Source organism: Metabacillus sp. GQ13 (genome assembly GCF_059758525.1).
In genome coordinates, this window is record NZ_JCAXET010000008.1 from 170,383 (window position 1) to 193,839 (window position 23,457).

25 protein-coding genes and 1 pseudogene are annotated in these 23,457 nt (G+C 35.2%); 20 read left to right on the plus strand and 6 right to left on the minus strand.

The genetic code is table 11. The features are described from left to right. Positions 1-7: 7 nt before the first annotated feature. The 4 genes from AC6CHR_RS12065 (at position 8) to AC6CHR_RS12080 (ending at position 2,825) form a co-directional block, all read left to right on the plus strand. Positions 8-850: a hypothetical protein gene (locus tag AC6CHR_RS12065; protein ID WP_498249032.1), complete on the plus strand. Its 843-nt coding sequence runs from the start codon at positions 8-10 to the stop codon at positions 848-850. Positions 851-959: 109 nt separating this feature from the next. Beyond that, the gene (locus tag AC6CHR_RS12070) at positions 960-1,715 is read left to right on the plus strand and encodes a class I SAM-dependent methyltransferase (protein WP_498249034.1); all 756 of its coding nucleotides are present in this window, start codon (positions 960-962) and stop codon (positions 1,713-1,715) included. A 50-nt stretch (positions 1,716-1,765) separates the two neighbouring features. Further along, positions 1,766-2,176 (plus strand): GNAT family N-acetyltransferase, encoded by a 411-nt coding sequence (locus tag AC6CHR_RS12075; protein WP_498249036.1) that lies wholly within the window; start codon positions 1,766-1,768, stop codon positions 2,174-2,176. A gap of 148 nt (positions 2,177-2,324) precedes the next feature. Beyond that, a complete protein-coding gene (locus tag AC6CHR_RS12080) occupies positions 2,325-2,825 on the plus strand; it encodes a GNAT family N-acetyltransferase (RefSeq protein ID WP_498249038.1) in 501 nt (166 codons plus the stop codon). A gap of 126 nt (positions 2,826-2,951) precedes the next feature. Here the strand turns inward: AC6CHR_RS12080 and AC6CHR_RS12085 are convergent, their stop codons facing one another. Further along, positions 2,952-3,308 (minus strand): GIY-YIG nuclease family protein, encoded by a 357-nt coding sequence (locus AC6CHR_RS12085; protein WP_498249040.1) that lies wholly within the window; start codon positions 3,306-3,308, stop codon positions 2,952-2,954. A gap of 213 nt (positions 3,309-3,521) precedes the next feature. Next, a complete protein-coding gene (locus tag AC6CHR_RS12090; RefSeq protein WP_498249042.1) occupies positions 3,522-4,280 on the minus strand; it encodes a DUF2087 domain-containing protein in 759 nt (252 codons plus the stop codon). Positions 4,281-4,842: 562 nt separating this feature from the next. Between AC6CHR_RS12090 and AC6CHR_RS12095 the strand changes: the two genes are divergently transcribed. From AC6CHR_RS12095 to AC6CHR_RS12165, 15 genes are all read left to right on the plus strand, one after another. Further along, positions 4,843-5,925 (plus strand): serine hydrolase domain-containing protein, encoded by a 1,083-nt coding sequence (locus tag AC6CHR_RS12095; RefSeq protein ID WP_498249044.1) that lies wholly within the window; start codon positions 4,843-4,845, stop codon positions 5,923-5,925. A 579-nt stretch (positions 5,926-6,504) separates the two neighbouring features. Next, positions 6,505-6,888, plus strand: coding sequence for a hypothetical protein (locus tag AC6CHR_RS12100; protein WP_498249045.1), 384 nt, complete (start codon positions 6,505-6,507; stop codon positions 6,886-6,888). A 927-nt stretch (positions 6,889-7,815) separates the two neighbouring features. Then, on the plus strand, positions 7,816-9,057 hold the full coding sequence (gene urtA, locus AC6CHR_RS12105; RefSeq protein ID WP_498249047.1) for an urea ABC transporter substrate-binding protein: 1,242 nt from the start codon (positions 7,816-7,818) through the stop codon (positions 9,055-9,057). A 103-nt stretch (positions 9,058-9,160) separates the two neighbouring features. Beyond that, positions 9,161-10,063, plus strand: a complete 903-nt coding sequence (gene urtB / locus AC6CHR_RS12110) for an urea ABC transporter permease subunit UrtB (RefSeq protein WP_498249049.1) — start codon at positions 9,161-9,163, stop codon at positions 10,061-10,063. A gap of 16 nt (positions 10,064-10,079) precedes the next feature. After that, on the plus strand, positions 10,080-11,150 hold the full coding sequence (gene urtC / locus AC6CHR_RS12115) for an urea ABC transporter permease subunit UrtC (RefSeq protein WP_498249144.1): 1,071 nt from the start codon (positions 10,080-10,082) through the stop codon (positions 11,148-11,150). After that, positions 11,125-11,868 (plus strand): urea ABC transporter ATP-binding protein UrtD, encoded by a 744-nt coding sequence (gene urtD / locus AC6CHR_RS12120; RefSeq protein WP_498249051.1) that lies wholly within the window; start codon positions 11,125-11,127, stop codon positions 11,866-11,868. The genes urtC and urtD overlap by 26 nt, the downstream gene beginning before the upstream one ends. A 1-nt stretch (position 11,869) precedes the next feature. Next, a complete protein-coding gene (urtE, locus tag AC6CHR_RS12125; RefSeq protein ID WP_498249053.1) occupies positions 11,870-12,571 on the plus strand; it encodes an urea ABC transporter ATP-binding subunit UrtE in 702 nt (233 codons plus the stop codon). Positions 12,572-12,583: 12 nt separating this feature from the next. Next, positions 12,584-12,886, plus strand: coding sequence for an urease subunit gamma (locus AC6CHR_RS12130; protein ID WP_498249055.1), 303 nt, complete (start codon positions 12,584-12,586; stop codon positions 12,884-12,886). Positions 12,887-12,924: 38 nt separating this feature from the next. Beyond that, a complete protein-coding gene (locus AC6CHR_RS12135; RefSeq protein WP_498249057.1) occupies positions 12,925-13,245 on the plus strand; it encodes an urease subunit beta in 321 nt (106 codons plus the stop codon). Then, a complete protein-coding gene (gene ureC / locus AC6CHR_RS12140; RefSeq protein WP_498249059.1) occupies positions 13,245-14,951 on the plus strand; it encodes an urease subunit alpha in 1,707 nt (568 codons plus the stop codon). The genes AC6CHR_RS12135 and ureC overlap by 1 nt, the downstream gene beginning before the upstream one ends. 10 nt (positions 14,952-14,961) lie before the next feature. Beyond that, positions 14,962-15,408, plus strand: coding sequence for an urease accessory protein UreE (gene ureE / locus AC6CHR_RS12145; protein ID WP_498249145.1), 447 nt, complete (start codon positions 14,962-14,964; stop codon positions 15,406-15,408). Continuing rightward, positions 15,401-16,090, plus strand: a complete 690-nt coding sequence (locus AC6CHR_RS12150; protein ID WP_498249061.1) for an urease accessory protein UreF — start codon at positions 15,401-15,403, stop codon at positions 16,088-16,090. Before ureE ends, AC6CHR_RS12150 begins: the two co-directional genes overlap by 8 nt. A 26-nt stretch (positions 16,091-16,116) precedes the next feature. Then, positions 16,117-16,734 (plus strand): urease accessory protein UreG, encoded by a 618-nt coding sequence (ureG, locus tag AC6CHR_RS12155; protein WP_498249063.1) that lies wholly within the window; start codon positions 16,117-16,119, stop codon positions 16,732-16,734. Continuing rightward, entirely contained in the window at positions 16,731-17,543 is an 813-nt protein-coding gene (locus AC6CHR_RS12160; RefSeq protein ID WP_498249065.1) for an urease accessory protein UreD, read from the plus strand. The genes ureG and AC6CHR_RS12160 overlap by 4 nt, the downstream gene beginning before the upstream one ends. Before the next feature lie 356 nt (positions 17,544-17,899). Next, positions 17,900-18,565 carry a pectate lyase gene (locus AC6CHR_RS12165; protein ID WP_498249066.1) on the plus strand — a complete coding sequence of 222 codons (666 nt, stop codon included), beginning with the start codon at positions 17,900-17,902 and terminating at the stop codon, positions 18,563-18,565. 95 nt (positions 18,566-18,660) lie between these two features. Here AC6CHR_RS12165 and AC6CHR_RS12170 read toward each other — a convergent pair whose 3' ends face one another. The 3 genes and pseudogenes from AC6CHR_RS12170 to AC6CHR_RS12180 form a co-directional block, all read right to left on the minus strand. Then, positions 18,661-20,310: a hypothetical protein gene (locus tag AC6CHR_RS12170; RefSeq protein ID WP_498249068.1), complete on the minus strand. Its 1,650-nt coding sequence runs from the start codon at positions 20,308-20,310 to the stop codon at positions 18,661-18,663. A gap of 3 nt (positions 20,311-20,313) precedes the next feature. Then, positions 20,314-20,673, minus strand: coding sequence for an ATP-binding cassette domain-containing protein (locus AC6CHR_RS12175; RefSeq protein ID WP_498249147.1), 360 nt, complete (start codon positions 20,671-20,673; stop codon positions 20,314-20,316). Beyond that, a pseudogene (locus AC6CHR_RS12180) lies at positions 20,659-21,095 on the minus strand (ATP-binding cassette domain-containing protein); the annotation flags it as partial. The gene AC6CHR_RS12175 and the pseudogene AC6CHR_RS12180, both read right to left, overlap by 15 nt. Positions 21,096-21,460: 365 nt before the next feature. On the opposite strand from AC6CHR_RS12180, the gene AC6CHR_RS12185 reads away from it, so the two are divergent. Continuing rightward, the gene (locus AC6CHR_RS12185) at positions 21,461-22,570 is read left to right on the plus strand and encodes an HD-GYP domain-containing protein (protein ID WP_498249070.1); all 1,110 of its coding nucleotides are present in this window, start codon (positions 21,461-21,463) and stop codon (positions 22,568-22,570) included. 103 nt (positions 22,571-22,673) lie between these two features. On the opposite strand, the gene AC6CHR_RS12190 is transcribed toward AC6CHR_RS12185, so the two are convergent. Next, entirely contained in the window at positions 22,674-23,426 is a 753-nt protein-coding gene (locus AC6CHR_RS12190) for a TerC family protein (RefSeq protein ID WP_498249072.1), read from the minus strand. Positions 23,427-23,457 lie beyond the last annotated feature (31 nt).

Sequence of the window (23,457 nt, forward strand, 5' to 3'; positions counted from 1 at the left end):
ATAATGTGTGGGATACACAACTAGACATCTAGAAAGGGATTTGTCCTTACCAAAGCACCGTGATCGTTTATTACAAAATGCTTTAAATGATTTAACAATGGATTCTAATGTTTTGGCTATCTATCAGAGTGGCTCTTTATCAAAAGGGAACTTTGATCATTATTCTGATATTGATTTACATATTGTTGTTACTCCCGACAAGAAAGCAGACTTTATAAAAGATAAACGTAATAGAGCTAAAAATTGGGGAAGTGTATTATTTTACGAGGGTTTCGATGATTCTCCCGTTTTAGTTACTCACTATGATTGCTTTGTTAAGTTGGATAGTTGGTATAAAACATCAGAAGAGGTTGTTCCATCAATCTGGTTAAAAGGAAATGAGGTTCATTATGATCCTCTTCATCTAATAAGTGTGGCGATAAAAGAATCTTCGAAGGTTGTTTATAAACCTTCTTCAAATGATGTCGAGTTTTGGAGAGGTAAAGTGCTTGCTTTTTTTCACGAAACATATCGAGCTGTCATGAGGGATGAAATGTATTATGCCATAGCTAATATAGATAAAATCCGGTGGCTCATTGTTTCTGGTTGGTATATGGAAATGGAACAACATTTAGATAGTTCATACGGAACCTGGACAAAGATTGAAGGGAAAGAAAATAGAAGCAAATTAAATCCTCATCACTTGTCTCTTTTGGAAAGTTGGAATTGCAGCCGTAATTCTAATGAAATAATCAACACAATGGTAAGAATGATTCCAGAATTCATTCGCTTAAATAAATTCCTTAGTAAGCAAGTTGGAATAGAAGAGAATGAACAATATTTAAAAAGAATACTCGAAATGGCTTACTAACATAACTATCTAGACATTACAGGCCCTGTTGTTTTACAAAGAGATGATTCAGAAACTCTTATTTTATGGACACTATAAATTTTTAATGATTTTGAAGGAAGTGGAATTCATGGAAAGTAACACAGACATTTTGAACATGAATAAGGAAAGTTGGGAAAAATCAGCAGAACGTTTTTTCGGAAGAACGGCACTTCCAGAATACGGACCCTTTGCACCAACCGAAGAACAACTTACCTTATTTAGGACGATTACAGATCAAAAGGTTTTGGATATTGGATGTGGTAGTGGGCATTCCCTGCAATATATGGCTAATCGTGGGGCGAAAGAATTATGGGGATTAGACCTTTCCACCGCACAAATTCAAACAGCTACTAAATTATTAAGTAATCAGAAAGTTAAAGTATCATTAATGGAATCTCCTATGGAGAAAAACCCAGGATTACCAAGCAATTACTTTGATAGTGTATACTCGATTTACGCATTGGGATGGACAGTTGATTTACACCGCACATTATCAAATGTCCATAACTATTTAAAGCCAGGTGGTACTTTCATCTTTAGTTGGGAGCACCCGATGCATGATCGATTAAGCTATGAACAGTCATCATTCATCTTTAATAAATCCTACAATATAGTAGGACCAGAATACAACGAAGCCTGGAATAATAATGCTGTGATCCATCATCGGAAATTAAGTACTTATATTAATACGTTAATAGAAACTGGATTTAAAATTGAAAAGGTTATTGATGATGTTTTGATATCTGACAGTGTTATTTCAGAAGATCCTGCTAGATGGTACTCAACACAAAGAGCAGAATTAGTTCCAGCAACACTGATTATAAAGGCAGTTAAAAACGAATAAAACAGATTTAAATAGACATTATTTTGAAAAAATTATTTGGGGGAATATGAATGGAGTGGATTAAGGGTGATTTTATAATTAGTGATGATATTGAACTAATCCATTTAGATCGCGTTATGCAGTTACTTTCTTCAACCTATTGGGCCTCAGACAGATCGAAAGAAACAATTGAAAAGAGCATAAATCATTCTCTTACTTTCGGTTTATACCATTTAGGAGAACAAATTGGTTTTGCAAGGGTCGTTACGGATAAGGCTGTGTTTTCTTGGATTTTAGATGTTGTCGTTTCTGAAGAGTATAGGGGAAATGGTTTAGGTAAATGGTTGATTGATTGTATTCTTGAATATCCTGAAATAGAAAATACAGCATTTGCTTTGGCAACATCAGATGCACAAGATTTTTACAAAAAGTTCAATATTAAAAACAACATATGTATGACAAAATCAATGCTAACTATGTAAGAATGTAATGCTTTAAAGACTAAAGAAAGAGAAGGGATTTATGAAAAACGAATAGCAAATAAAAATTTGGAATCAACTTGGAATAAGTTAACTATATAAAATATTTAGATAGAAAAATAGCCAAATAGGTTAATAACGAGGTGATAGTATGGAAGTTACCCTTGAAAAAGCTATAGTCACTGATGCGGAAGCTATATATGATATTCAAATAAAAGCATATATGCCATTGTTAGATAAATATAAGGATTACCACACAAATCCTGCTAATGAGACAATTGATCGGGTGATTAAACGGATAACTAATCCTAATGGAGCATTTTGTAAAATACTATTTAACAATATTCTTGTTGGTGGGATTTGTGTTTATTGGAAAGAAGGGACACAGTTTTGGATAAGTCCAATGTTTATTCTTCCATACTATCAAGGTAATGGGATTGGCCAGAAAGCAATAGCTTTAGTCGAGGAAAAATACCCTGAGGCAAATACATGGGAATTATGGACGATTTTAGAGGAGAGAGGTAATTGTTATTTATATGAAAAATTAGGGTACACTCATACAGGTGAAAAAGGCAATCTAAATGAAAATGCCACACTTGTTCATTATAAAAAAAGAGTTCGGACTTCTTCAGATATAGTAAAGTGGAGTTAATAATTGGCAGCCTGTATTTGTAACTTATCTGAGAGGCGAATCCCAGATAAGTATAGAAATATCGATTGATAACCCAAACTTCCCACTTTAAAAACAACCAAACTTTCTTCTTGTTTAATAAATCATTTATCTGTGTTTTTGAATGTTATATCCTATTTCTCCATATGGTTGTATTTGTTCTACCCATTTTCCCTCAAGTTCTTCCAATGCCTCTCTATCGTTATAATAAGGGTCATCTTTCTTCTTGAGAATCTCTAAAACGTCAAAAGTGAAAGCATCCTTTCCAAACTGAGTCCATTCTTCTTGAAGCTCTTTGTTCGTATATCCACCTGTTTCAAGCATGAATTTTATACCGTTTAACGTCTTTACGTTTTTAGTACTTCCGATAAATTTTTTTTGATTAATCGTGTTTTTAATTTGATAAACACCTGCATCTATTGTTGTTTCTTTATAAAGTTGTTTTAATTCTTTTTTACGATCCATCCTGTTTTCCCTACTTTCTATTCTTATTGTTTGACTGTTGTTGCAAAGATTGTTGTTTTCCGTACAAAAGTACTTATGTTCACGTTGTAAGTATAGCTTCGCGCTCTTTTCGGTAAATTACTCTAATATCCCTCTGGAGATCGCTTCAATTTACATTGTATACATCCAAAAGCTGGTTTTTATTCGTAAGAGCAACAAACTTTTAGAAAATGCCTATTGTTTTAACCAGTATTCGCTACCATCAGGTTTACGATCTAAAAAGCCATATTCAATCAAATATCTTCTTATCAAAACGTAATCTTCATAAATAACTTTCAAGTTTTGATTTAATTCTTGCTCATCATAGATCTGTTCTTTCTTTAAATGTTTTACGATTTCCCTCAGGACAACGAGCCTTTGCTTTTCCATTGGTGGGAATTTCTTTAATGAGACTATATTTGTTCCAACTGTGAAATACTTTTGAAGAATCTTTTCTTGATCTTCCTTTGTTATGTTATATCTGTCATCTACCATTGTCGCTGTTTTATGAACAGGTATAAAAGCTGGTGCATATTGATCCTTTTCTTTCAATAATTCCATCATCGTCAAAAATGTCTTAGCCTGTCGTTCCTTCTCTTTCAGTGCAAAACGATGGTGACGTATCGTTGATGTACTACCGATTCCCAATTCCTTTTGAATGTCTGTATCACTTTTACCTTGATAAAAAAGCAAAAGAAGACTCTTCTGATGGTCAGTTAGTCCAGTAAGTTTCTTATCCATTTCAATTAAGTATTCAAATACTGATTGGTGGGTACTCTCAATATGAATACGGGTATACCTTGCAGCTTCAAAAAACATATTTTCGAAAGGATAAATGATTCCTTTTTCGACTTTCTCCCCACATAATAGGCAGATATACGTATTTTTTTCCTCTATAAAGCCTTGTTTCAATTCTTCTAATGAGGCATTCCAAAACAAATCTGATATTTCCATTCTATAAACACATCCAGTTTAAATATATTTAAGCTAATAAACAAATTATAAATTTGATTAGTTAATAACAAACATTTTATAATAATGTTGAGGGTGTGTCAATGAGTGTGATAAACAAACAATAAAATTGTTTGCTTAATAACTAACGATTTTTAATAATGTTTGTTTATTTATCTATGTGAAATTTATGGGTAACTAATCACGGTGTTGATTGAAATGGAAGACGTAAGACTCCTGCGGGAGGAACCTTTAGGAGACCCCGTAGGCGTATGTACTGAGAAAACTCCCGGAACACCAGCGGAAAGTGAACTTCTGGAACTAAAATTAACTTCAATTTTAATGGAGCCTTTCTTTTAAATAAGGTGATAAGTAAGTTTCAATTAGTCATTGCTATAATTGGTTCAAATTATTGATAAGTATGGATGTTGAGTGATGAGGGAAGCAGGAATATATTACGTACATTTAGAATATTAACCAATAAAGAAAACAATTTGTATAGTTCACTCGTAAAATGTCGCTGTGATTCATAGTTAATTAGTGTATTCAGACGGAGGTGTTCACTTTGAAAGAAGTTACTAAAGAAATTGTGAAAGTTCGTTTTGATAAATATTTCCATAAAATACAACGGAAAAATCCCAAATCAAGTATTCAAGTTTTAATTAATAGTGAGAAATTAGACTTTCAATATACATATTCAGCAGACAAATTGAATCAACCTTTCCATATTGCAAGCATAGGAAAGGTTTTTACTGCAACTTTAATTATGATATTAGTAGAAAGGGGTTATCTATCTTTAAAAGATCCGATTACAAATTACTTCACACACAATGAACTTGCAGGACTTTTTGTATTTAATCAAAGAGATTATATGAATGAGGTTACCGTTGATCAACTATTAGCACATACTTCGGGTATTGGTGATTATTTTGATGGCCCAGTAAGTTCGGGTACACCTGTTTCAAAGCTGATCCTTACTAAACCGAATAAGACATGGACACCAAAAGAATTAGTTGATTTTACAAGGGAAAAACAAAATGCAGTGGGTGTTCCAGGCAAGAACTTTTATTACTCTGATACCGGATATATATTACTTGGACAGCTCATTGAAAAAGTGACAGATAAACCTTTTCACAAAAATCTCCATGACGAAATTTTCATACCACTTGAAATGAACGATTCTTATTTATTGTTTTATTCGGAACCTATCAATATACTAAACTCCGTTCAAACTATTTGGTTAAACGGGACAGACGTAACTAATTTTCTGAGCCTTAGTGCTGATTGGTCAGGGGGAGGTATTATATCAACGCCTCAGGATCTTCTTTCTTTTTATAAAGCCTTCAGAACGGGAAAGTTAATTAGTGAACAAAAAATCCGTTTAATGGAAAACTGTAATCATAAATTTACTAGAGGGATTCACTATGGTGTAGGTTTGATGGAAATTCGGTTTGAAGAGTTCTTTTTTCTTTTGAAGGGTTTACCTAGATTAAAAGGTCATATAGGTATTCTTTCAACTCATATATTTGTTGATCCATCGACTGAAACGTATATAATTATGAATTTTGGTTCAGAAAAACTAATGGTTCCTAGCTTCAAAGCACTCATTGAAATTATTAATCGAATGAAGAAAGTAATGAAAATCTAAATAATGACTTCTTATTTGATTTAATAACTACCTAGTTCTATTTTTGAAAAAGTTTCTGAAAAGAGAAAGATGTCATGAGGTGGATGAAATTTCTGTTTAAGCAATTTCTCAAAGAGCCTTTGTGGTTTAAGATACTAACCACATCAGCCTTGCTACTTTCAATTATCTTTAGTAGTTCTTATTTTCAGATAATGTTTATTATCAATGCGGTTCCAAATTAGCTGCAGCGATCTTTTTTTGTGCAGTAGGTTTCAAATTACGTAGGAATCTTTTAACTTCTATTCTTCTATTTAGTGCTGCAGTTATATGTATTTATTTATCTATAATGGCATTGTAGTTGTCATTAATAAAAAAGGAATTACAAAGTTTATAGTTGTCTATTTGGATCGCAACTGAAATAGCAATCTATGCAAAATATATAAAATGAAATGTGCCAATAAGATAACAACTAAGGAACTACCTATGAATTGTTTTAAGTTTTCAAAACCTAATTACATTTACAAGATTGCTTATACTATAGTTTATGAATGGATCATGCAATCCTAACTGGATGAAAGATCAATTACAGGGGGATCTCGAATGAAAGAATTTATGTATTCAAAGATTTTAGGTGTTATCGTGGGTTTATTGACTATCCTTGTAGCAACAGGATTTGGTATTTTGCTATTCATAGGAATAGGCTTATCAAAAGCATTTAGCACAGGATATGATCATTCCTCTACTGACATATTAACTATAGTAATCCTTCTTTTTTTGGGTTTAATCACTGGAATTGGATCTTTCAAGCTGAAAGGTAATTTATGGAAAAATTTCTATATTGTTTTTTGTATAATGGTTGGTTTAGGCTTTATTATCACCTTTTTTATTTCTATTGGTTCGTTAGGATTTATATTTGAAATCTTCATATTATTTATTGGAGCTATTTATATTTTGTTGGGTTATTTAGCAAAAGGGAAAAAGTAGTATTAAATAATGAAGAGTTCAATTATTAATGCCAAACCTTTGGAAAAAACTCGTAACATTACGAAGTTAATCATTATATTTGTGTAAGATGATGCGTTTCTACATTCAGTGGAAACGTATTTTTTTTAATTAGTATAAGTGTTAGTAAAGTACGTTTGAATAAGATAGATAAGTGTTGAGATTATATGTTAAATAGTAGGATCATGCTGGCTAGAGGAATTCGAACAGATAGATACAAATATATTAAAACCTATGATCCTGGTCCATTTACTCGAACTGACTCAGAACTTTATGACTTAGGACAAGACCCAAATGAAGAAAAAATCTTTCGAAAATTTTACCAGGTTTAACAGTGGCATTTCAAGGGGCTGCCTTTTTAGAAAAGGTTAGCAAAATTCTCGCTGAATACGACTTATCTCGGGAGGTATGGAAAGCGAACACTAATAGGGAAATAATTGATTTACTTGGTAGAAACTCATTTTAATAGGGTTCTTGCTCACTCACCAAATCTGAGGGATTGACCATGAAGGAAGCGGTTAAATAGTTATAATTAAATAACAAGATAGAAAAGTTCTTGGTAAAGCAAATTAAATGATCGATTATATTCAGTGAGAGTGTAGGAAATATCTTAGGTTACCGAAAAAGGGTAGGAATGTTTTCAATTATTACCGTGTTTCTAGAAACTCTTTTATCAGGTTGTAAAGTTCCAACTGTAAATGCGAAAGTAAGGCAGAAGAATTAGACAAGTTGTAACGGTTACATTAAGTAATTATCGAAATATTTAAAAATTAGTTGATTATCTAACGAAAGTTGTATAATATAAATTACATTAGGTGTTACCTTTCCTCACATTAAGTGTTATTTATTAGTACATAAACTTAATTGTCTAAGGGTACAAATGCTGAAAATTGATAAGGGGTGTTACTAATGAAGGTAAAAAAGGGCTTTTTAGCATTAATTATGACTGTTTTATTTCTAGGTGCTTGTTCTGCTCAAACAGATGAGGCTAGTCAAGAAACGATATCAGATGTAGGTTCAGGTAATGAAGGTGATAAGGTTCAAGTTGGCATCCTCCATTCATTAAGTGGCACGATGGCAATAAGTGAGGTTTCCTTACGTGATGCAGAGTTAATGGCGATTGACGAGATTAATGCTGCAGGAGGCGTATTAGGAAAGCAAATTGAACCCGTTATTGAAGATGGTGCGTCAGATTGGCCTACATATGCTGAAAAAGCAAGAAAACTTCTTGAGCAAGATAAGGTAGCAACTATTTTTGGTGGTTGGACTTCTGCAAGTCGTAAAGCGATGCTTCCGGTAGTCGAGCAAAGTAATGGATTACTATGGTATCCCGTGCAATATGAGGGGATGGAAGAATCACCTAATATTTTTTATACAGGAGCTACAACAAATCAACAAATCATTCCGGCTGTTGACTGGATGTTAGAAAACATAGGTGAAAACATATTCTTAATAGGTTCGGATTATGTATTTCCAAGGACTGCAAATAAAATTGTCAATGCACAGTTGGAAGCAAAGGGTGGTACAGCCGTTGCTGAAGAATATACACCACTTGGACACACTGATTACAACACGATTATAAATAAAATAAAAACTGCGAAACCAGACGTTATTTTTAATACATTAAATGGTGATAGTAATGTTGCATTCTTTAAGCAACTTCAAGATGCAGGCATATCAGCTGACGATATACCAGTTTTATCTGTAAGTGTTGCTGAAGAAGAAATTAGAGGGATTGGCACGAATGTTCTAGAAGGGCATTATGCAGCATGGAACTATTTTCAAACAACAGATACACCTGAAAATAAAACATTTGTGGAAAATTACAAAGCTAAATATGGGGATGACCGTGTAACAGGAGATCCTATCGAAGCCGCTTATATTGCCGTTTACTTATGGGCTGCAACGGTAGAAAAAGCAGGATCTTTCGATGTCGATAAAGTGAAAGCTGCATCTGATGGAGTTGAATTTACAGGTCCAGGTGGAACCGTTAGGATCGATGGTGAAACACAGCACATCTATAAAACGGTTCGTATCGGCGAGGTTCAAGCTGATGGGCAATTTAAAGAAGTCTGGAATTCAGGTGAACAGGTTAAACCGGATCCATATTTAAAATCATATGATTGGGCTAGTGAATTAAGTAGTCAATAGAATTAATCAAAGTTGTCATTATACCCTTTCGTTTTTAGTAACTAGAACGAAAGGGTATGAATTTGAATGAGATTTAGTTGTCCTAGAAAAGGAGGAAAAGTCCTTGTCGATTGTTGTCTCTCAACTTTTTAATGGAATTAGCCTTGGATCGATACTTATCTTGATTGCTTTAGGTCTGGCAATCACATTTGGGTTAATGAATATTATTAACATGGCTCATGGTGAGTTTATTATGATAGGGGCCTACACTACATACGTTCTACAACAAGCATTTATCCAATACCTTCCAGAATCCGTTTTTGGCTATTATTATATCCTTGCCATTCCATTATCTTTTATTATCGCTGCAATCATTGGGTTTTTAATGGAAAAGACAGTGGTCAGATTTTTATATGAGCGTCCCCTTGATAGTTTACTAGCAACATGGGGTGTTAGTTTAATTCTCCAACAGGCGGCAAGATCAATTTTTGGAGCTCCGAATGTTGCGGTTGTTGCACCAGAATGGTTAAATGGCGGGCTGACGATTATCGGCATGACATTGCCATACAAACGACTATTTATTATTGCATTAGTGCTAATCAGTATCCTTTTACTGTTTCTTTACCTATATAAAACCCCTTCAGGTAGAAGGATGAAGGCTGTGACATTAAATCGTGATATGGCATCTTGTTTAGGTGTATCGACTCGGAAAGTTGATGGTACAGCATTCGCATTAGGTAGTGGGTTTGCGGGTATTGCTGGTTGTTCATTAACATTAATAGGCTCAATCGGGCCAACTCTAGGAACAACCTATATTGTCGATGCGTTTATGATTGTCATATTAGGTGGAGTCGGAAAGTTAAAAGGAACAATTCTAGCGGCTTTAATGTTAGGAATATTAAGCACATTTGTCGAGCTATCAACAAGTGCTACCTATGCAAAAGTAATTGTCTTTGCATTTATTATTATTTTCTTGCAATGGAAACCTACAGGGCTTGCGGGTGCTAAGGTGAGAGCTTTAGATTAATGGAGGTGCGGTTATGATGAAAAAATATAGTCAAGGAGCCTATTACGGAGTGTTTTTTCTCCTATTATGCATAGCTCCTTTACTCCTTTCAGATTTTAGAATGGGTTTGCTTGCGAAGTTTTTATGCTTTGCGATTATTGCTGTTGGACTCAGTCTCATCTGGGGATTTACCGGGATTTTAAGTTTAGGTCATGGTGTGTTTTTTGGACTAGGAGCCTATTGTATGGCGATGTATTTAAAGCTAGAGGCTTCCCCAAATGGAGTTCCTGATTTTATGGAATGGAATGGAATAACAGAACTACCATTTATCTGGACAATATTTAAGAGTCCTGTTTTTGCGATAATGGCAGCAGTTTTACTACCTTTTGCTGTAGCCTGGATCATCGGATACTTTACATTTAATAATCGCATAAAAGGAGTGTTTTTCTCTCTAATCTCACAGGCAGTCGTTGTGGTGACAGTGACTCTATTTATCGGTAGTCAGCAAATAACTGGTGGAACAAGCGGATTAACAAACTTTTTCACAGTTTTTCAAGTCCCATTAGCAGATCCTGGTACAAAAAATTTCTTGTACTTTTTAACTGTCGGTTTATTAGCATTGATTATGGGGGTCGCGCTCATATTAACCAAATCTCGTTTTGGTAGATTACTAATTGCGATAAGAGATGGTGAGAATCGTCTACGCTTTTTAGGGTATAATCCCGCTATCTTCAAAGTATTTATTTATGCGTTATCAGCCGCTTTCGCAGGGATAGCTGGTGCGTTATTTGTCCTTCAGGTAGGTATTATTTCGCCTGAAATGATGGGGATTATTCCTTCAATAGAAATGGTCTTATGGGTTGCAATAGGTGGTAGACATTCCATTATAGCTGCTGTCATCGGAGCAATTTTAACAAATAGTGCTAAAAGCTTTTTAAGTGAATCCTACCCAGAATATTGGACGTTTTTTTTAGGTGGATTATTCCTTCTAGTCGTTTTGTATTTACCAAACGGATTAGCTGGCTTGGTTGAAAATATAAAACAACGCTTCTCTAAAAAACGAGGAAAGGAGGAAGAAAAGCATGCAGTCGATTCTCTCGTGTCGTAACGTCATTGTTGATTTTTCAGGATTTAAAGCACTGCAGGGTGTTAATTTACAGGTGCAACATGGAGAAATTTTATTTCTGATTGGTCCTAACGGAGCTGGGAAAACCACGTTGTTGGACGTCATATGCGGTAAAACCCGATCAACAGATGGTGAGGTCCTTTTTGACGAAAAAATATCGCTGATAAAGCTTCCAGAACAGAAAATTGTTCACGAAGGAATTGCAAGGAAATTTCAAGCTCCAAGTATTTTTTTATCCTTAACTCCTTATCAAAATCTAGAGATCGCGATGAAGCAGAAAAAAGGCTTGTTTTCGATATTAGGTGCGAAAATGACCTTTTCTCAAAATGGTAAAATTGAAGCATTGCTTCATAAAATTGGGTTATACGAAGTACGTCATGAATTAGCAGGATCGTTGTCACATGGGCAAAAGCAGTGGCTTGAAATTGGTATGCAACTAATACAGGAACCGAAACTTCTCCTCCTAGATGAACCAATTGCTGGAATGTCTAGTGAGGAACGAACAAAAACGGGAGAGTTGATCCAAGATATTGCTAAAACTTGTTCTGTACTGATTGTCGAGCATGATATGGACTTTGTAAGAAAGTTTTCGACCAAGGTTGTTGTCATGCATGAGGGAAAAGTACTTTGTGAAGGTTCAATGAAAGAGATTCAAGAAAATGATGAAGTGAAAAATGTTTATTTAGGAAGGAGTAGCTAAGATGTTACATGTCTCAGATCTTCAGGCTGGCTATGACCAGACAATGATTTTGCGAAACATTCATATAGAAGTTCCTAAAGGTAAAATAGTCGGTTTACTAGGTAGGAATGGTGTAGGGAAAACAACTTTGATGAAAGTATTAATGGGTCTGATACCAGTCGTAAGCGGTAAGGTGCAATTCGAAGAAATTAATTTGAAGAACGAACGTCCTGAACATCGTGCGAGATCTGGAATGGCCTATGTTCCCCAGGGTAGAGAGATTTTTTCAGATCTTTCGATTAAAGAAAACCTTTTGTTAGGTATGGAAGCTCTTCCGAAAGCACAACGAACCTCAACAATTCCTGATGAAATTTTCGATTGGTTTCCTGTTTTAAAAGAGATGATTGATCGCAAGGGTGGAGATTTAAGTGGTGGTCAGCAACAGCAACTTGCCATTGCAAGGGCGATCATTTCAAATCCAAAGCTTCTGCTCCTAGATGAACCGATGGAAGGAATACAGCCATCTATTGTTCAATTAATCCAGGAGGTTTTAATGAAAATTTCACGAGAAAAAGAGATGTCGATTATATTAGTCGAACATAATTTAGATGTTGTATTGGCATGTGCTGATGAGTACTATATTCTCGACAAAGGCCAGATGGTTATGAACGGCCCATGTGATGAGATAAATGAACGTGATCTTCAACAGCATTTAGCCGTATAAGGAGTGGTATTGATGAAATTGACAGCACGAGAACAAGGTAAGCTCATGATAGTCATTGCAGCTGACTTGGCGAGAAGAAGGCAGCAACGAGGACTTAAATTGAATTATCCAGAAGCGATTGCAATTATTACCTATGAAGTAATGGAAGGTGCAAGAGATGGCAAGTCTGTTTCAGAGTTAATGCAGTATGGTAGACAAATATTGTCTGAGGAAGATGTCATGGAGGGAATCCCAGAAATGATCCATGATATCCAAGTTGAGGCTACATTCCCAGATGGAACAAAGCTTGTGACAGTACATGATCCAATTTATTAAGGGAATGAAGGTAGTTCCAAAGAGACGAGGCTTAAAGCATGATACCAGGTGAATACAAATTAAAGAAAGATCCTATTTTATGTAATGTAGGGAAACAGACGATTACGCTACAGGTCGTTAATAAAGGGGATCGCCCTGTTCAAATTGGCTCCCATTTTCACTTTTATGAGATTAATGGACTCTTAGATTTTGATCGAAAAAAGGCCTATGGTAAAAGACTAAATATACCTGCTGGTACAGCTGTCAGGTTTGAACCAGGTGATCAAAAAGAGATCGAGCTTGTTGATTTTTCAGGTGAGCGGAAGGTATATGGTCTCAATAATTTAACAAATGATGCACTAGATAAAGGAGTGTCATAATGAGCTTTCAGATGTCGAGACAACAGTATACTGATATGTTTGGACCTACTGTAGGAGATCAAGTAAGACTAGGGGACACATCGTTATTTATTGAAGTAGAAAAAGATTATACAACATATGGTGATGAAGTTAAATTCGGCGGTGGAAAGGTCATTCGCGATGGTATGGGGCAGCATCCTTTAGCAACGCGAAGTGAAACTGTCGACCTAGTCGTAACTAATGCATTGATCGTTGATTACACAGGTATTTATAAAGCAGATATTGGTGTCAAAGATGGAATTATTTCAGCAATCGGAAAAGCAGGAAATCCTTTATTAATGGATGAAGTAAACATTGTGATCGGAGCATCTACTGAGGTTATTGCTGGAGAAGGGATGCTATTAACTGCTGGGGGTATTGATGCTCATATTCACTTTATTTGTCCTCAGCAAATTCAGACTGCGATTGAATCTGGAATGACAACAATGATCGGGGGCGGAACAGGACCGGCAACTGGAACAAATGCAACAACTTGTACACCTGGTGCCTGGAATATTCATAATATGTTAAAAGCTGCAGAAGAGTTCCCAATCAATATTGGCTTTTTAGGAAAAGGTAACGCTTCTGGAGAACAAGCCTTAATTGAACAAATTGAAGCAGGGGCAATTGGCTTAAAATTACATGAAGATTGGGGTACAACGGCATCTAATATTGATACAGCGTTAACAGTAGCTGACAAGTATGATATTCAAGTCGCTATACATACAGACACTTTAAATGAAGGTGGATTCGTTGAGGATACGCTTCGAGCGATTGATGGCAGAGTTATCCACACCTACCATACAGAAGGTGCTGGTGGCGGGCATGCCCCAGATATAATTAAAGCTGCTTCCTATCCGAACATTCTTCCATCATCGACAAATCCGACAAGACCATATACGGTTAACACGATTGCTGAGCATTTAGATATGTTGATGGTATGTCATCATTTAGACCCTTCTGTTCCAGAGGATTTAGCTTTTGCAGATTCAAGAATTCGTAAAGAAACAATTGCAGCAGAAGATATCCTTCATGATCTTGGCGTATTTAGTATCATTAGCTCCGATTCTCAAGCGATGGGTAGGGTTGGCGAAGTTATTTCACGGACTTGGCAAACAGCAGATAAAATGAAACGTCAGCGTGGTGATCTTGTCGCTGGAGAAGAAAACGATAATGCACGAGCCAAACGTTACATCGCTAAATACACAATTAATCCAGCAATCACACATGGAATTTCCGATTATGTCGGGTCGATTGAAGTTGGTAAATTCGCTGATTTTGTTCTTTGGGAACCTGCTTTTTTTGGGGCAAAGCCTGAATTAATTGTAAAAGGAGGGATGATTGCATGGAGTGTAATGGGCGATCCAAATGCGTCCATACCAACACCACAACCTGCTATTTATCGCCCAATGTTCGCAAGCTTTGGTAAAGCGAAATATTCGACTTCATTAACTTTTTTATCAAAGGCTGCGTTCGAATTAGGGGTACATGAAAAACTGGGTTTACAAAAACAAGTAGCTGTCGTCAAAAACATTCGAAAGTTAACTAAGAAGGATATGGTCTTTAATGGTGAAACTCCTGTGATTGATGTTGATTCACAGACCTACGAAGTAAGGGTAGACGGAGAATTGATTACATGTGAACCAGACGATAAGGTTTCTTTAGCGCAACGATACTTTCTATTTTGAGGTGAGGAAAATGATTATTGAGAAGATCGTAGGAAATATTAAGCAACAAGAGAAGACACCTGCACATATTGAGCGCGTTTATTTACGAAGCGATGACTTAGTAAAGAAAATTCAACGAGTAAAAACAGATCATGGAAAAGAACTAGGAATTCGTTTAAAAGAAGCAAAGGAATTAATTGATGGAGATATTCTTTATCAGGATGATAATAATTCAATAGTCGTTACGGTGATAAAAGATGATGTCATTGTCATTAAACCAACGAGTCTTTTGCAGATGGGAGAAATTGCTCATCAATTGGGGAATCGTCATCTACCTGCTCAATTTGAAAATGATGAAATGATTGTCCAATATGACTACCTTGTCGAGAGATTACTAGAGGAGTTAAACGTACCGTTTATCCGTGAAAATAGAAGAATGAACGTAGCCTTCAAGCATATCGGACATTCCCATGACTAACCAACTGTTTCATATTCTCCAAATTTGTGATTCTAATTTTCCATCTGGAGCTTTTTCACACTCATTTGGACTTGAAACATATATACAGGAAGAAAAAGTAAAAGATAAAAACACATTTATGTTAGCCCTTAAGCATTATTTACAAACCCAGTACTTGTACACGGATGGGTTGGCTTGTCGGCTTGCCTATGAAGCGATTCAGGCAAAAAACCATCAAAAGATCTGGCAGCTAGATCAAGAATTATACGCTTTATCAAATGCACGAGAAACACGTGTAGGAAACAAACGGATTGGGAAGCAACTTGTTAAGGTTATGCTTGAATTGTACAGAGACGACTTGTTACTTAAAGAATATGATCAGAAAATTAAAGCAAAACAACTTCATGGCCATAGTTCGATTGTCTTTGCGTTAGTATGTTATGGATTAACTATTGATCTGAAGACAACTCTATCAAGCTATCTTTTCGCAAGTTCTTCATCTCTTATTCAAAACGGAGTAAGAGGAATACCCTTAGGGCAAACAGATGGACAAAGAATCATGCATGAGCTAAAACCGTTTTTAACGACCCTTCTTCATCACATGATGAATCTTACAGATGATGAGTTCGGTGCTTGTTCACCAGGATTAGAAATCGCCCAAATGAGGCATGAAGAGTTAACCGTTCGTTTATTTATGTCATAAAGAAACGTTAGAAAGGATGAATTAATATGGGAGAACCTATTCGTATCGGTGTTGGAGGACCAGTTGGTGCCGGGAAAACACTATTAGTCGATAAGTTAACACGAGAACTTATCAAGGAATTAGAACTTGCTGTTATTACGAATGATATTTATACAAAGGAAGATGCACAATTTTTAATCATTAATGGTGCATTACCTGAGGATCGAATTATTGGTGTTGAAACGGGAGGCTGTCCACACACAGCAATTCGAGAAGATGCCTCAATGAATTTTGCTGCGATTGACGAGTTGAATGAACGTCATCCAAATCTTGACTTAATTTTTGTTGAAAGTGGTGGCGATAACCTTGCTGCTACATTCAGCCCAGAGTTAGTTGACTTTTCAATTTATATAATCGATGTAGCCCAAGGGGAAAAGATTCCACGTAAAGGTGGTCAAGGTATGATTAAATCTGATTTATTTATCATCAATAAAATTGATTTAGCACCCTACGTTGGTGCCGACTTAGAAGTTATGAGAAAAGATACACTTGCATCCCGTGGTGACAGACCCTATATTTTTACTAACCTAAAGGATGGCACAGGTGTTACTGATGTTGTGGAGTGGATAAGAAGGGAAGCCTTTTTAACTGGATTAGAAGTATGAACTTCACAGGCTACCTTCAATTAGAGGTAGGGAAGAAACGTGATCGGTCTGTCATAACAAATAGTTTTTTTGATGGAGTGTTCAAAATAACTAGACCCACTTATTTATCAGGTGGTCTCCCATTGCTGACGCTTATTCATGTCGGTGGTGGCTATGTTGATGGCGATACATACAAAACAGAAGTTGTTGTAAATGAATCCTCATCACTCGCATTAACGACACAGGCATCAACAAAAATCTATAAGTCTCCAACCGTGGGTGTTACGCAAACGATGGACTATTTTTTAAAAGAAAATAGTGAGTTGTACATTAAACAGGATTCATTAATTCCTTATAAAGATGCGATTTTCACCCAAAATGTGAATGTTTATATGAGTTCATCAGCATCCTTTTATTATACTGATATCATCACGCATGGTTGGTCTGCAGATGAAAAGCTTTTTCAATATAAAAAGGTTTCATCTAAAATGAAAATCTTTGTAGATGGAGATTTAGCTATGTTTGATCATCAATTATTAGAACCTAGTACTAATTTCGAAAAAATTATGTACTTAGAAGGCTATACACATATAGGGACCATGTTTTACATCCATTCAGAAATAACCAATAAATGGATAGAATTAGTACGAAGTGAATTATCAGTACTTACTAATCAGGCACGAATTGGAGTCAGCTTGTTAAGCTGTAATGGATTGATTGTCCGTGTTTTAGCTAACAGTACTCCATTAATCGAGGATCTGTTTAAAGAGTGTGAGAGTTTAATAAGAAAACTTCTACACCTGGAAGAGCAGATCGAGTGGAGAAAGTGATAAAAGTAATTGTAAATCCTTGAAAACTAAATTTTATTTTTAGAGGCTGTATATCAAAAAGGTGCAGCCTCTTTATGCAGTAATTTAATTTATAACATTCATATAAAAGTCCTTTTACCTAGATGTAAATGATCCAGCGAAACTTTCTTACTAGTAATAAATTGGAAAAGGTCTAGTGACTAGGTTGATAGATATAATCTTTTTGTTTAGTCATAATCATTAGACTAGCATAGTGACAAAATCTATATACACAATTCTTTCATTCCCATAAAATTGGAAATGAGGGGAGGCATATGAGTAAAGAATGGCGGTTAATAAAAAAATGGAAGCGATTTCAATTTAGGAGGAAGAGAAAAATGAAAAAAATAATTAGTGGTCTCTTATTTTTAGGAATGATGTTTTCTGTTACCACAGCACCACCTGCAAAAGCAGCTACAGTTGTAAATTCAACGATTATTGTCCCGGCTGGTTCAACTTATGATGGACAGTGGAACACATTTGTTGCTAATCCAAATACATTAGGGGATGGAAGCCAAGGAGAGAATCAAAAACCACTATTTAGAGTGGAAGCAGGAGCTACTCTAAAAAATGTCAATATCGGCGCACCAGCTGCTGACGGAGTTCATTGTTATGGCAACTGCACAATTACTAATGTTACGTGGCATGATGTTGGAGAAGATGCTTTAACCTTAAAATCGTCTGGTACGGTGACAATCAATGGTGGTGCGGCATATAAAGCCTATGATAAAGTCTTTCAAATGAATGCAGCAGGAACAATCAATATTACTAATTTCCGTGCAAATGATATCGGAAAATTAGTGAGACAAAATGGTGGAACCTCTTTTAAAGTAGCAATGAATGTAAATAATTCAAATATCTCCAATGTAAAAGATTCAATTCTGCGAACAGATAGTCATACATCAACAGCAAGAATTACCAACACTAGCTATTCAAACGTACCAACTCTATTTAAGGGTTTTTCATCAGGCCAAACGAGTCAATCAGGGAACAGTCAATATTAAGAGAAACTAAGAATGATCAATGGAAATTCAATTTAGTTATTAGTAAGAATGTAAGCCCCTTACACTAGTTTAATAAGGGGCTCATTTTTAGAATGTTAATCACTGATGTTCGCCCAAGTCATTTTAAAAGCGCTTCGCCAGACTAAAACTAAACAAATAATCGCAAATAGTAAATAGAGATAAACACCAAAGGGGATGAATGTACTGCCAAAATGTAGACCGGCGAAAATTACGACAATCAACATTAATACAAATACCTTCGCTCCACCGTTTTGATTGGCTGTATCAAATGATTCGGAAAAAGGTAAAGTCTTTTTCAACATTAAGAAACAAACAATAGTATAGATACATGCATTAACAAAAACGACAATAAGATCTACTAGAATATCTATACCGAAAATCCAAATAAAACTGACTGATAGCAACAAATATAGGGGGGAAAATAATTTAAAAATAAACGCCTTCATTGTCCCACTAAATATTGGCTGCAAGTTTTTTAACGGAGAGGATTTATAGATCCATGCACCCTTATATTTTCCTGAATGCTTTAACATGATCACAACAGTCGGAATGATAATTAAACTGAAATAAATCGTAAAATAAGAAGAACTGTTTGATAAATCAGCAGGAGAATCTAGTTGAATGACATTGATTAAAAAGATAAACGGGATAACAATCGAAAAGCCTAACGATGGATAAACCTTAAGCTTAAAATCTCGTTCATTTTTCATCATTAAGCTAGCAAATCTGAAAAAGGCTCGTTCCTCAGCTGTTCTACAAATTATTTTCAAAAAGAACTCTTTAAGTTTGCTAGGTTTTTGCATTTTTCCCTTACTATGTACAGATAGCTTTTGTAGATTTTTCTCAAAGGTTGGTAACAATTTAAGATAGATAAGAAATGAAATAACTGGTATAACCAAGCCGCATGCTGATAAAAACAGATAGAAGGTACTAAATTCAGCTTTCATAAGTGTCTCAAAGATCGCACCATACCACATTGGAAAAATGGAGAAGTGCCACCATTTAGGTTCTAATACTATTGTAAAATTGATAAATTCAAATGACCTTACAAGTAGTTGATATCCAATCATAATCGCAAGTGACAAAGCAATTTGGACGTAATTAATCAAATCCTTCAACTTCTCACCATCAAAGAATTTTAAGATAAACATGTACAATAAAGCTGTTATTACAATGATAAATAGATCAATAAAAATGATCGTTATCACGAAGATCAGGGTAAACAAGATACCTTTTGTAAAAAATCCAACAATTAACGGGATTCCAATAATTTCTAGTGTTAAGAAACTTAAATACATGAAGATATGAATCATTTTAGCAGTACTAATTGTTCGTCTATCTATAGGTTTTGGATAAAGAATATTTCGATCTCGTATATCTAATAACACAGAAGAAAAGTCTGAAATCATCGATGATGAAACTAAAAACATAAAGATTCCAAAGACCGTACTCATTTGAAAAATATAATTATTACCCATTACGATAAATGGTATTATAATTAGACCGAACAAAACGTAAATCCAAAGAGATTTAAGATAACCGTTACTCTCTGTGTCCTTTTTCCCCTTTTTAGTACCATGTTGACTAAAAATCGTCGGCACTCTACGCTGATCCAACATAAACTTCACTTGTAATATCTTTCTCATAATCTTGTAATCTACACCAAAAAGGGTAAATATTTTTTCAAATCGATCTAAAATCTTCAGTGTTCGGAAATCCCGCATCCCTTACACCTCTCCCACAACGGAAACGAATCTAGCTCCAATTTCCTTATGTTCACTAAAGCCTGTTAGTTGATTGAAGATAGCTTCCAACGATCCTTCTTTATTCGTTTGTTTTAATTCATCGAAAGAGCCATCAGCAGCAATCTTGCCATCATTTAATAAAATAATACGGCTACTTATCTTTTCAACAACGTCCATAAGATGAGAAGAATAAAAAATTGTCTTCCCCTGAGCTGCTAGCTGAGCCAATATTTCTTTGAAAACCATCATACTATTGGCATCTAACCCATTGATTGGTTCATCAAAAAATAACAATTCAGGGTTATGTAGTAGACTCGAAATAATCAGTAATTTTTGTCTCATACCTTTTGAATAGGAGACAATTCTAGAATGATAGACTTCACCAATTCCGAATAATTCCATCAATCGTTTTGCTTTATAATCAACTAGTTCAAAATCAAGACCATATAGTTCACCAATAAACGTTAAATACTCTTGAGCTGTTAAATTATCATATACTTCGGCAACCTCTGGCACATAACCTATTTTTCTTTTAAATTCCAAGTCACCATCAGAGATATCTTTCCCGAAAATTTTCACTTCACCTGTATACTCTTCTTCAATCCCAAGCATGATTTTACAGTGGTACTCTTTCCAGCGCCATTTGGACCAATATAACCAATAATTTGCCCTCTATTTACTTGAAAGGTCACTCCTTTTAGTACTTCCGTCGTATCGTATGACTTCTTTACATTTGTAATACGTAATATTTCTTGCTCCATCATTTACATCCATCTCCAAATATCCTAATTTATAACATTAGTTTATCACTAGTCTAGATACTTCTAAAGGATTTTTAGAAATTTTAAGGAAGACCTCGAGGTTATAATAAAATAAAAAAGTGAATAGTGTATCTTTTGTCATAGGTGCTATGATCTACTACCCAAAAAATATTCTATCTCAATTGTATTATAGGACATTTAGCACTATAATCGACATAATAGTACAATTTGCTCAGTGGTGATTGCTTACAGTTGAGAGTTGTTTATGACGAGTGAATGGAATTTCTATTTTTGTATATAAAAATGTAAGAACGAATAGATTATTAATTAATTTTATTGGATACATATATAGTCAGGAGAAGAAGATCATGCGTTTAATCACGTTAGAACGAGCTCGTACAGGGATAATATTAGCTAAATCAATTTTCCATGAGAATGGGAAAATCCTGTTAGCAAGTGGAACTGAGCTTACAGATAGTTTAATAAGAAGACTAAAACAGTTTCATGTGTTTACAGTTTATATTGAAGATGAGGTATCAGAGGGTATCGAAATCGTTGAATCGATTCCAGAAGAATTACGTGTGGAATCGATTGATACCATAACTAATGGCTTAAAAATAATCACCGATTTAAATACATCCTCTTCAAATATCCCTGGGATGTTACAAACCGAAAGAGCGATTCAAAGCTTTCAGAAGGTATTTGCAAGTATCTCAAGTAGTTTAATAGATAATCGAACAGCGCTAAATTTTTTAGCATCTACTAAGATTCTCGACAATCACCTATATACCCATAGTCTTAACGTTTCAATCTATTCATGCCAGTTAGCGATTGAAAATGGGTTACCAGCTAAGCAAATTCAAGAGATAGGATTAGGTGCGTTACTACATGATCTAGGGAAAATGTTAATCCCAAATGAGGTAATCAATAAACCTGGAAGATTAACAAAGGAAGAATTTGAACAAGTAAAAGCGCATAGTGAATTGGGATTTGAGATTCTTAGAAATGTTCATGGGATACCTTTAACTGTAGCGCATTGTGCCCTTCAACATCATGAAAGAGTCGATGGAACGGGTTACCCTAGAGGAATAAATGGAGATAAAATACATCCCTATGCGAAAATATTGAGTGTCGCTGATGTATTTGATGCAGTTTCAACGAATCGTTCCTATCGACCTGCGATGCTTCCACATAAAGGAATTGAAGTGCTTTACGCCGGAGCTGACACACAATTTGAACGTAAGCAAATTCAATTATTTAAAGGATGTATTGCGATTTATCCACCAGGGCTTACGGTAAAATTAAATGACGGACGAATGGGTATCGTATCAAAATATAACATCAATGCTGTAGGTCGGCCGGAGATAAGAATTATCAGAGATGAAGTAGGGGAGACGGTGGCACCCTACGAAATCGATTTAGCTAGAAATAATAACCTAACTCTAGAAATTATTGAAGCAGATGCTTTGTTACAATGATGCATAAAATGGTGAAGCATTGAGAGGAAGAGTGTAATCAAACAACACAAACAAAAAAGAGCTTGGGGGATCCAAGCTCTTTACCATTTTAATACGCGCTTTTTTATTTCTCTTCTTCTTTAATTTCGACTATTTTTTCTTTAGACATGAACCAACCACCTAAAGCAATAAGCAGCATAACAGACCAGAAGATTGACATCCAAATGGGACCCTCGGCAAACTCATGAGAAACAATATGTACAGAAGGATGTGCAAAAGTGTGCATTAATAACTTGACCCCAACCCAACCTACTAATAACATGGCAGCAGTTTCAAGACTAGGGCGCTTAGTCAATAACTTAACAAAGAACCCTGCTGCAAATCGAATAACAATTAAACCGGCAATTGCACCGATAACAATCACGATAAATTGAGCACCATCCATCCCACCAATATCACGCATAGGCGTTTCAGGCAATGCAATGACAAGTGCTACTGCAGCTAAAATAGAATCAACAGCGAAAGCGATATCTGCTAAGGCAATTTGAGCAACAGTCATTCGATAACTTTTGCCTTTTTTCTCTTTTCCTCCGTCGTGCTTTTTTAATAAATGTTTTAGCGAGATAAAAATTAAATAAGCAGCTCCAATAGCTTGGACTTGCCAAACGTGGAAAAGGAACGAAATAATAAAAATAGCACCAATTCTAAAGATAAAAGCTAGGAGCAATCCAATATTAATTGCCTTTTTTTGCTGCTCTTCAGGTAAATGCTTTGAAATAATAGCTAAAACTAAAGCATTATCAGCAGATAATAAACCTTCTAAAAAAATCAAAATTAGTAAAACCCATCCATATTCTAAAAGTAAAGATAGTTCCATGTTATCCTCCTAAAATAAAAAACTTTTTTAA

Excerpts from the sequence above, each read along its gene's own strand:
- AC6CHR_RS12070 (WP_498249034.1), top strand. The coding sequence starts at position 960 with ATGGAAAGTAACACAGACATTTTGAACATGAATAAGGAAAGTTGGGAA.
- AC6CHR_RS12075 (WP_498249036.1), top strand. The coding sequence starts at position 1,766 with ATGGAGTGGATTAAGGGTGATTTTATAATTAGTGATGATATTGAACTA.
- AC6CHR_RS12080 (WP_498249038.1), top strand. The coding sequence starts at position 2,325 with ATGGAAGTTACCCTTGAAAAAGCTATAGTCACTGATGCGGAAGCTATA.
- AC6CHR_RS12085 (WP_498249040.1), bottom strand. The coding sequence starts at position 3,308 with ATGGATCGTAAAAAAGAATTAAAACAACTTTATAAAGAAACAACAATA.
- AC6CHR_RS12090 (WP_498249042.1), bottom strand. The coding sequence starts at position 4,280 with ATGGAAATATCAGATTTGTTTTGGAATGCCTCATTAGAAGAATTGAAA.
- AC6CHR_RS12100 (WP_498249045.1), top strand. The coding sequence starts at position 6,505 with ATGAAAGAATTTATGTATTCAAAGATTTTAGGTGTTATCGTGGGTTTA.
- urtA (WP_498249047.1), top strand. The coding sequence starts at position 7,816 with ATGAAGGTAAAAAAGGGCTTTTTAGCATTAATTATGACTGTTTTATTT.
- urtC (WP_498249144.1), top strand. The coding sequence starts at position 10,080 with ATGAAAAAATATAGTCAAGGAGCCTATTACGGAGTGTTTTTTCTCCTA.
- urtD (WP_498249051.1), top strand. The coding sequence starts at position 11,125 with ATGCAGTCGATTCTCTCGTGTCGTAACGTCATTGTTGATTTTTCAGGA.
- urtE (WP_498249053.1), top strand. The coding sequence starts at position 11,870 with ATGTTACATGTCTCAGATCTTCAGGCTGGCTATGACCAGACAATGATT.
- AC6CHR_RS12130 (WP_498249055.1), top strand. The coding sequence starts at position 12,584 with ATGAAATTGACAGCACGAGAACAAGGTAAGCTCATGATAGTCATTGCA.
- AC6CHR_RS12135 (WP_498249057.1), top strand. The coding sequence starts at position 12,925 with ATGATACCAGGTGAATACAAATTAAAGAAAGATCCTATTTTATGTAAT.
- ureC (WP_498249059.1), top strand. The coding sequence starts at position 13,245 with ATGAGCTTTCAGATGTCGAGACAACAGTATACTGATATGTTTGGACCT.
- ureE (WP_498249145.1), top strand. The coding sequence starts at position 14,962 with ATGATTATTGAGAAGATCGTAGGAAATATTAAGCAACAAGAGAAGACA.
- AC6CHR_RS12150 (WP_498249061.1), top strand. The coding sequence starts at position 15,401 with ATGACTAACCAACTGTTTCATATTCTCCAAATTTGTGATTCTAATTTT.
- ureG (WP_498249063.1), top strand. The coding sequence starts at position 16,117 with ATGGGAGAACCTATTCGTATCGGTGTTGGAGGACCAGTTGGTGCCGGG.
- AC6CHR_RS12160 (WP_498249065.1), top strand. The coding sequence starts at position 16,731 with ATGAACTTCACAGGCTACCTTCAATTAGAGGTAGGGAAGAAACGTGAT.
- AC6CHR_RS12165 (WP_498249066.1), top strand. The coding sequence starts at position 17,900 with ATGAAAAAAATAATTAGTGGTCTCTTATTTTTAGGAATGATGTTTTCT.
- AC6CHR_RS12170 (WP_498249068.1), bottom strand. The coding sequence starts at position 20,310 with ATGCGGGATTTCCGAACACTGAAGATTTTAGATCGATTTGAAAAAATA.
- AC6CHR_RS12175 (WP_498249147.1), bottom strand. The coding sequence starts at position 20,673 with ATGAGACAAAAATTACTGATTATTTCGAGTCTACTACATAACCCTGAA.
- AC6CHR_RS12185 (WP_498249070.1), top strand. The coding sequence starts at position 21,461 with ATGCGTTTAATCACGTTAGAACGAGCTCGTACAGGGATAATATTAGCT.
- AC6CHR_RS12190 (WP_498249072.1), bottom strand. The coding sequence starts at position 23,426 with ATGGAACTATCTTTACTTTTAGAATATGGATGGGTTTTACTAATTTTG.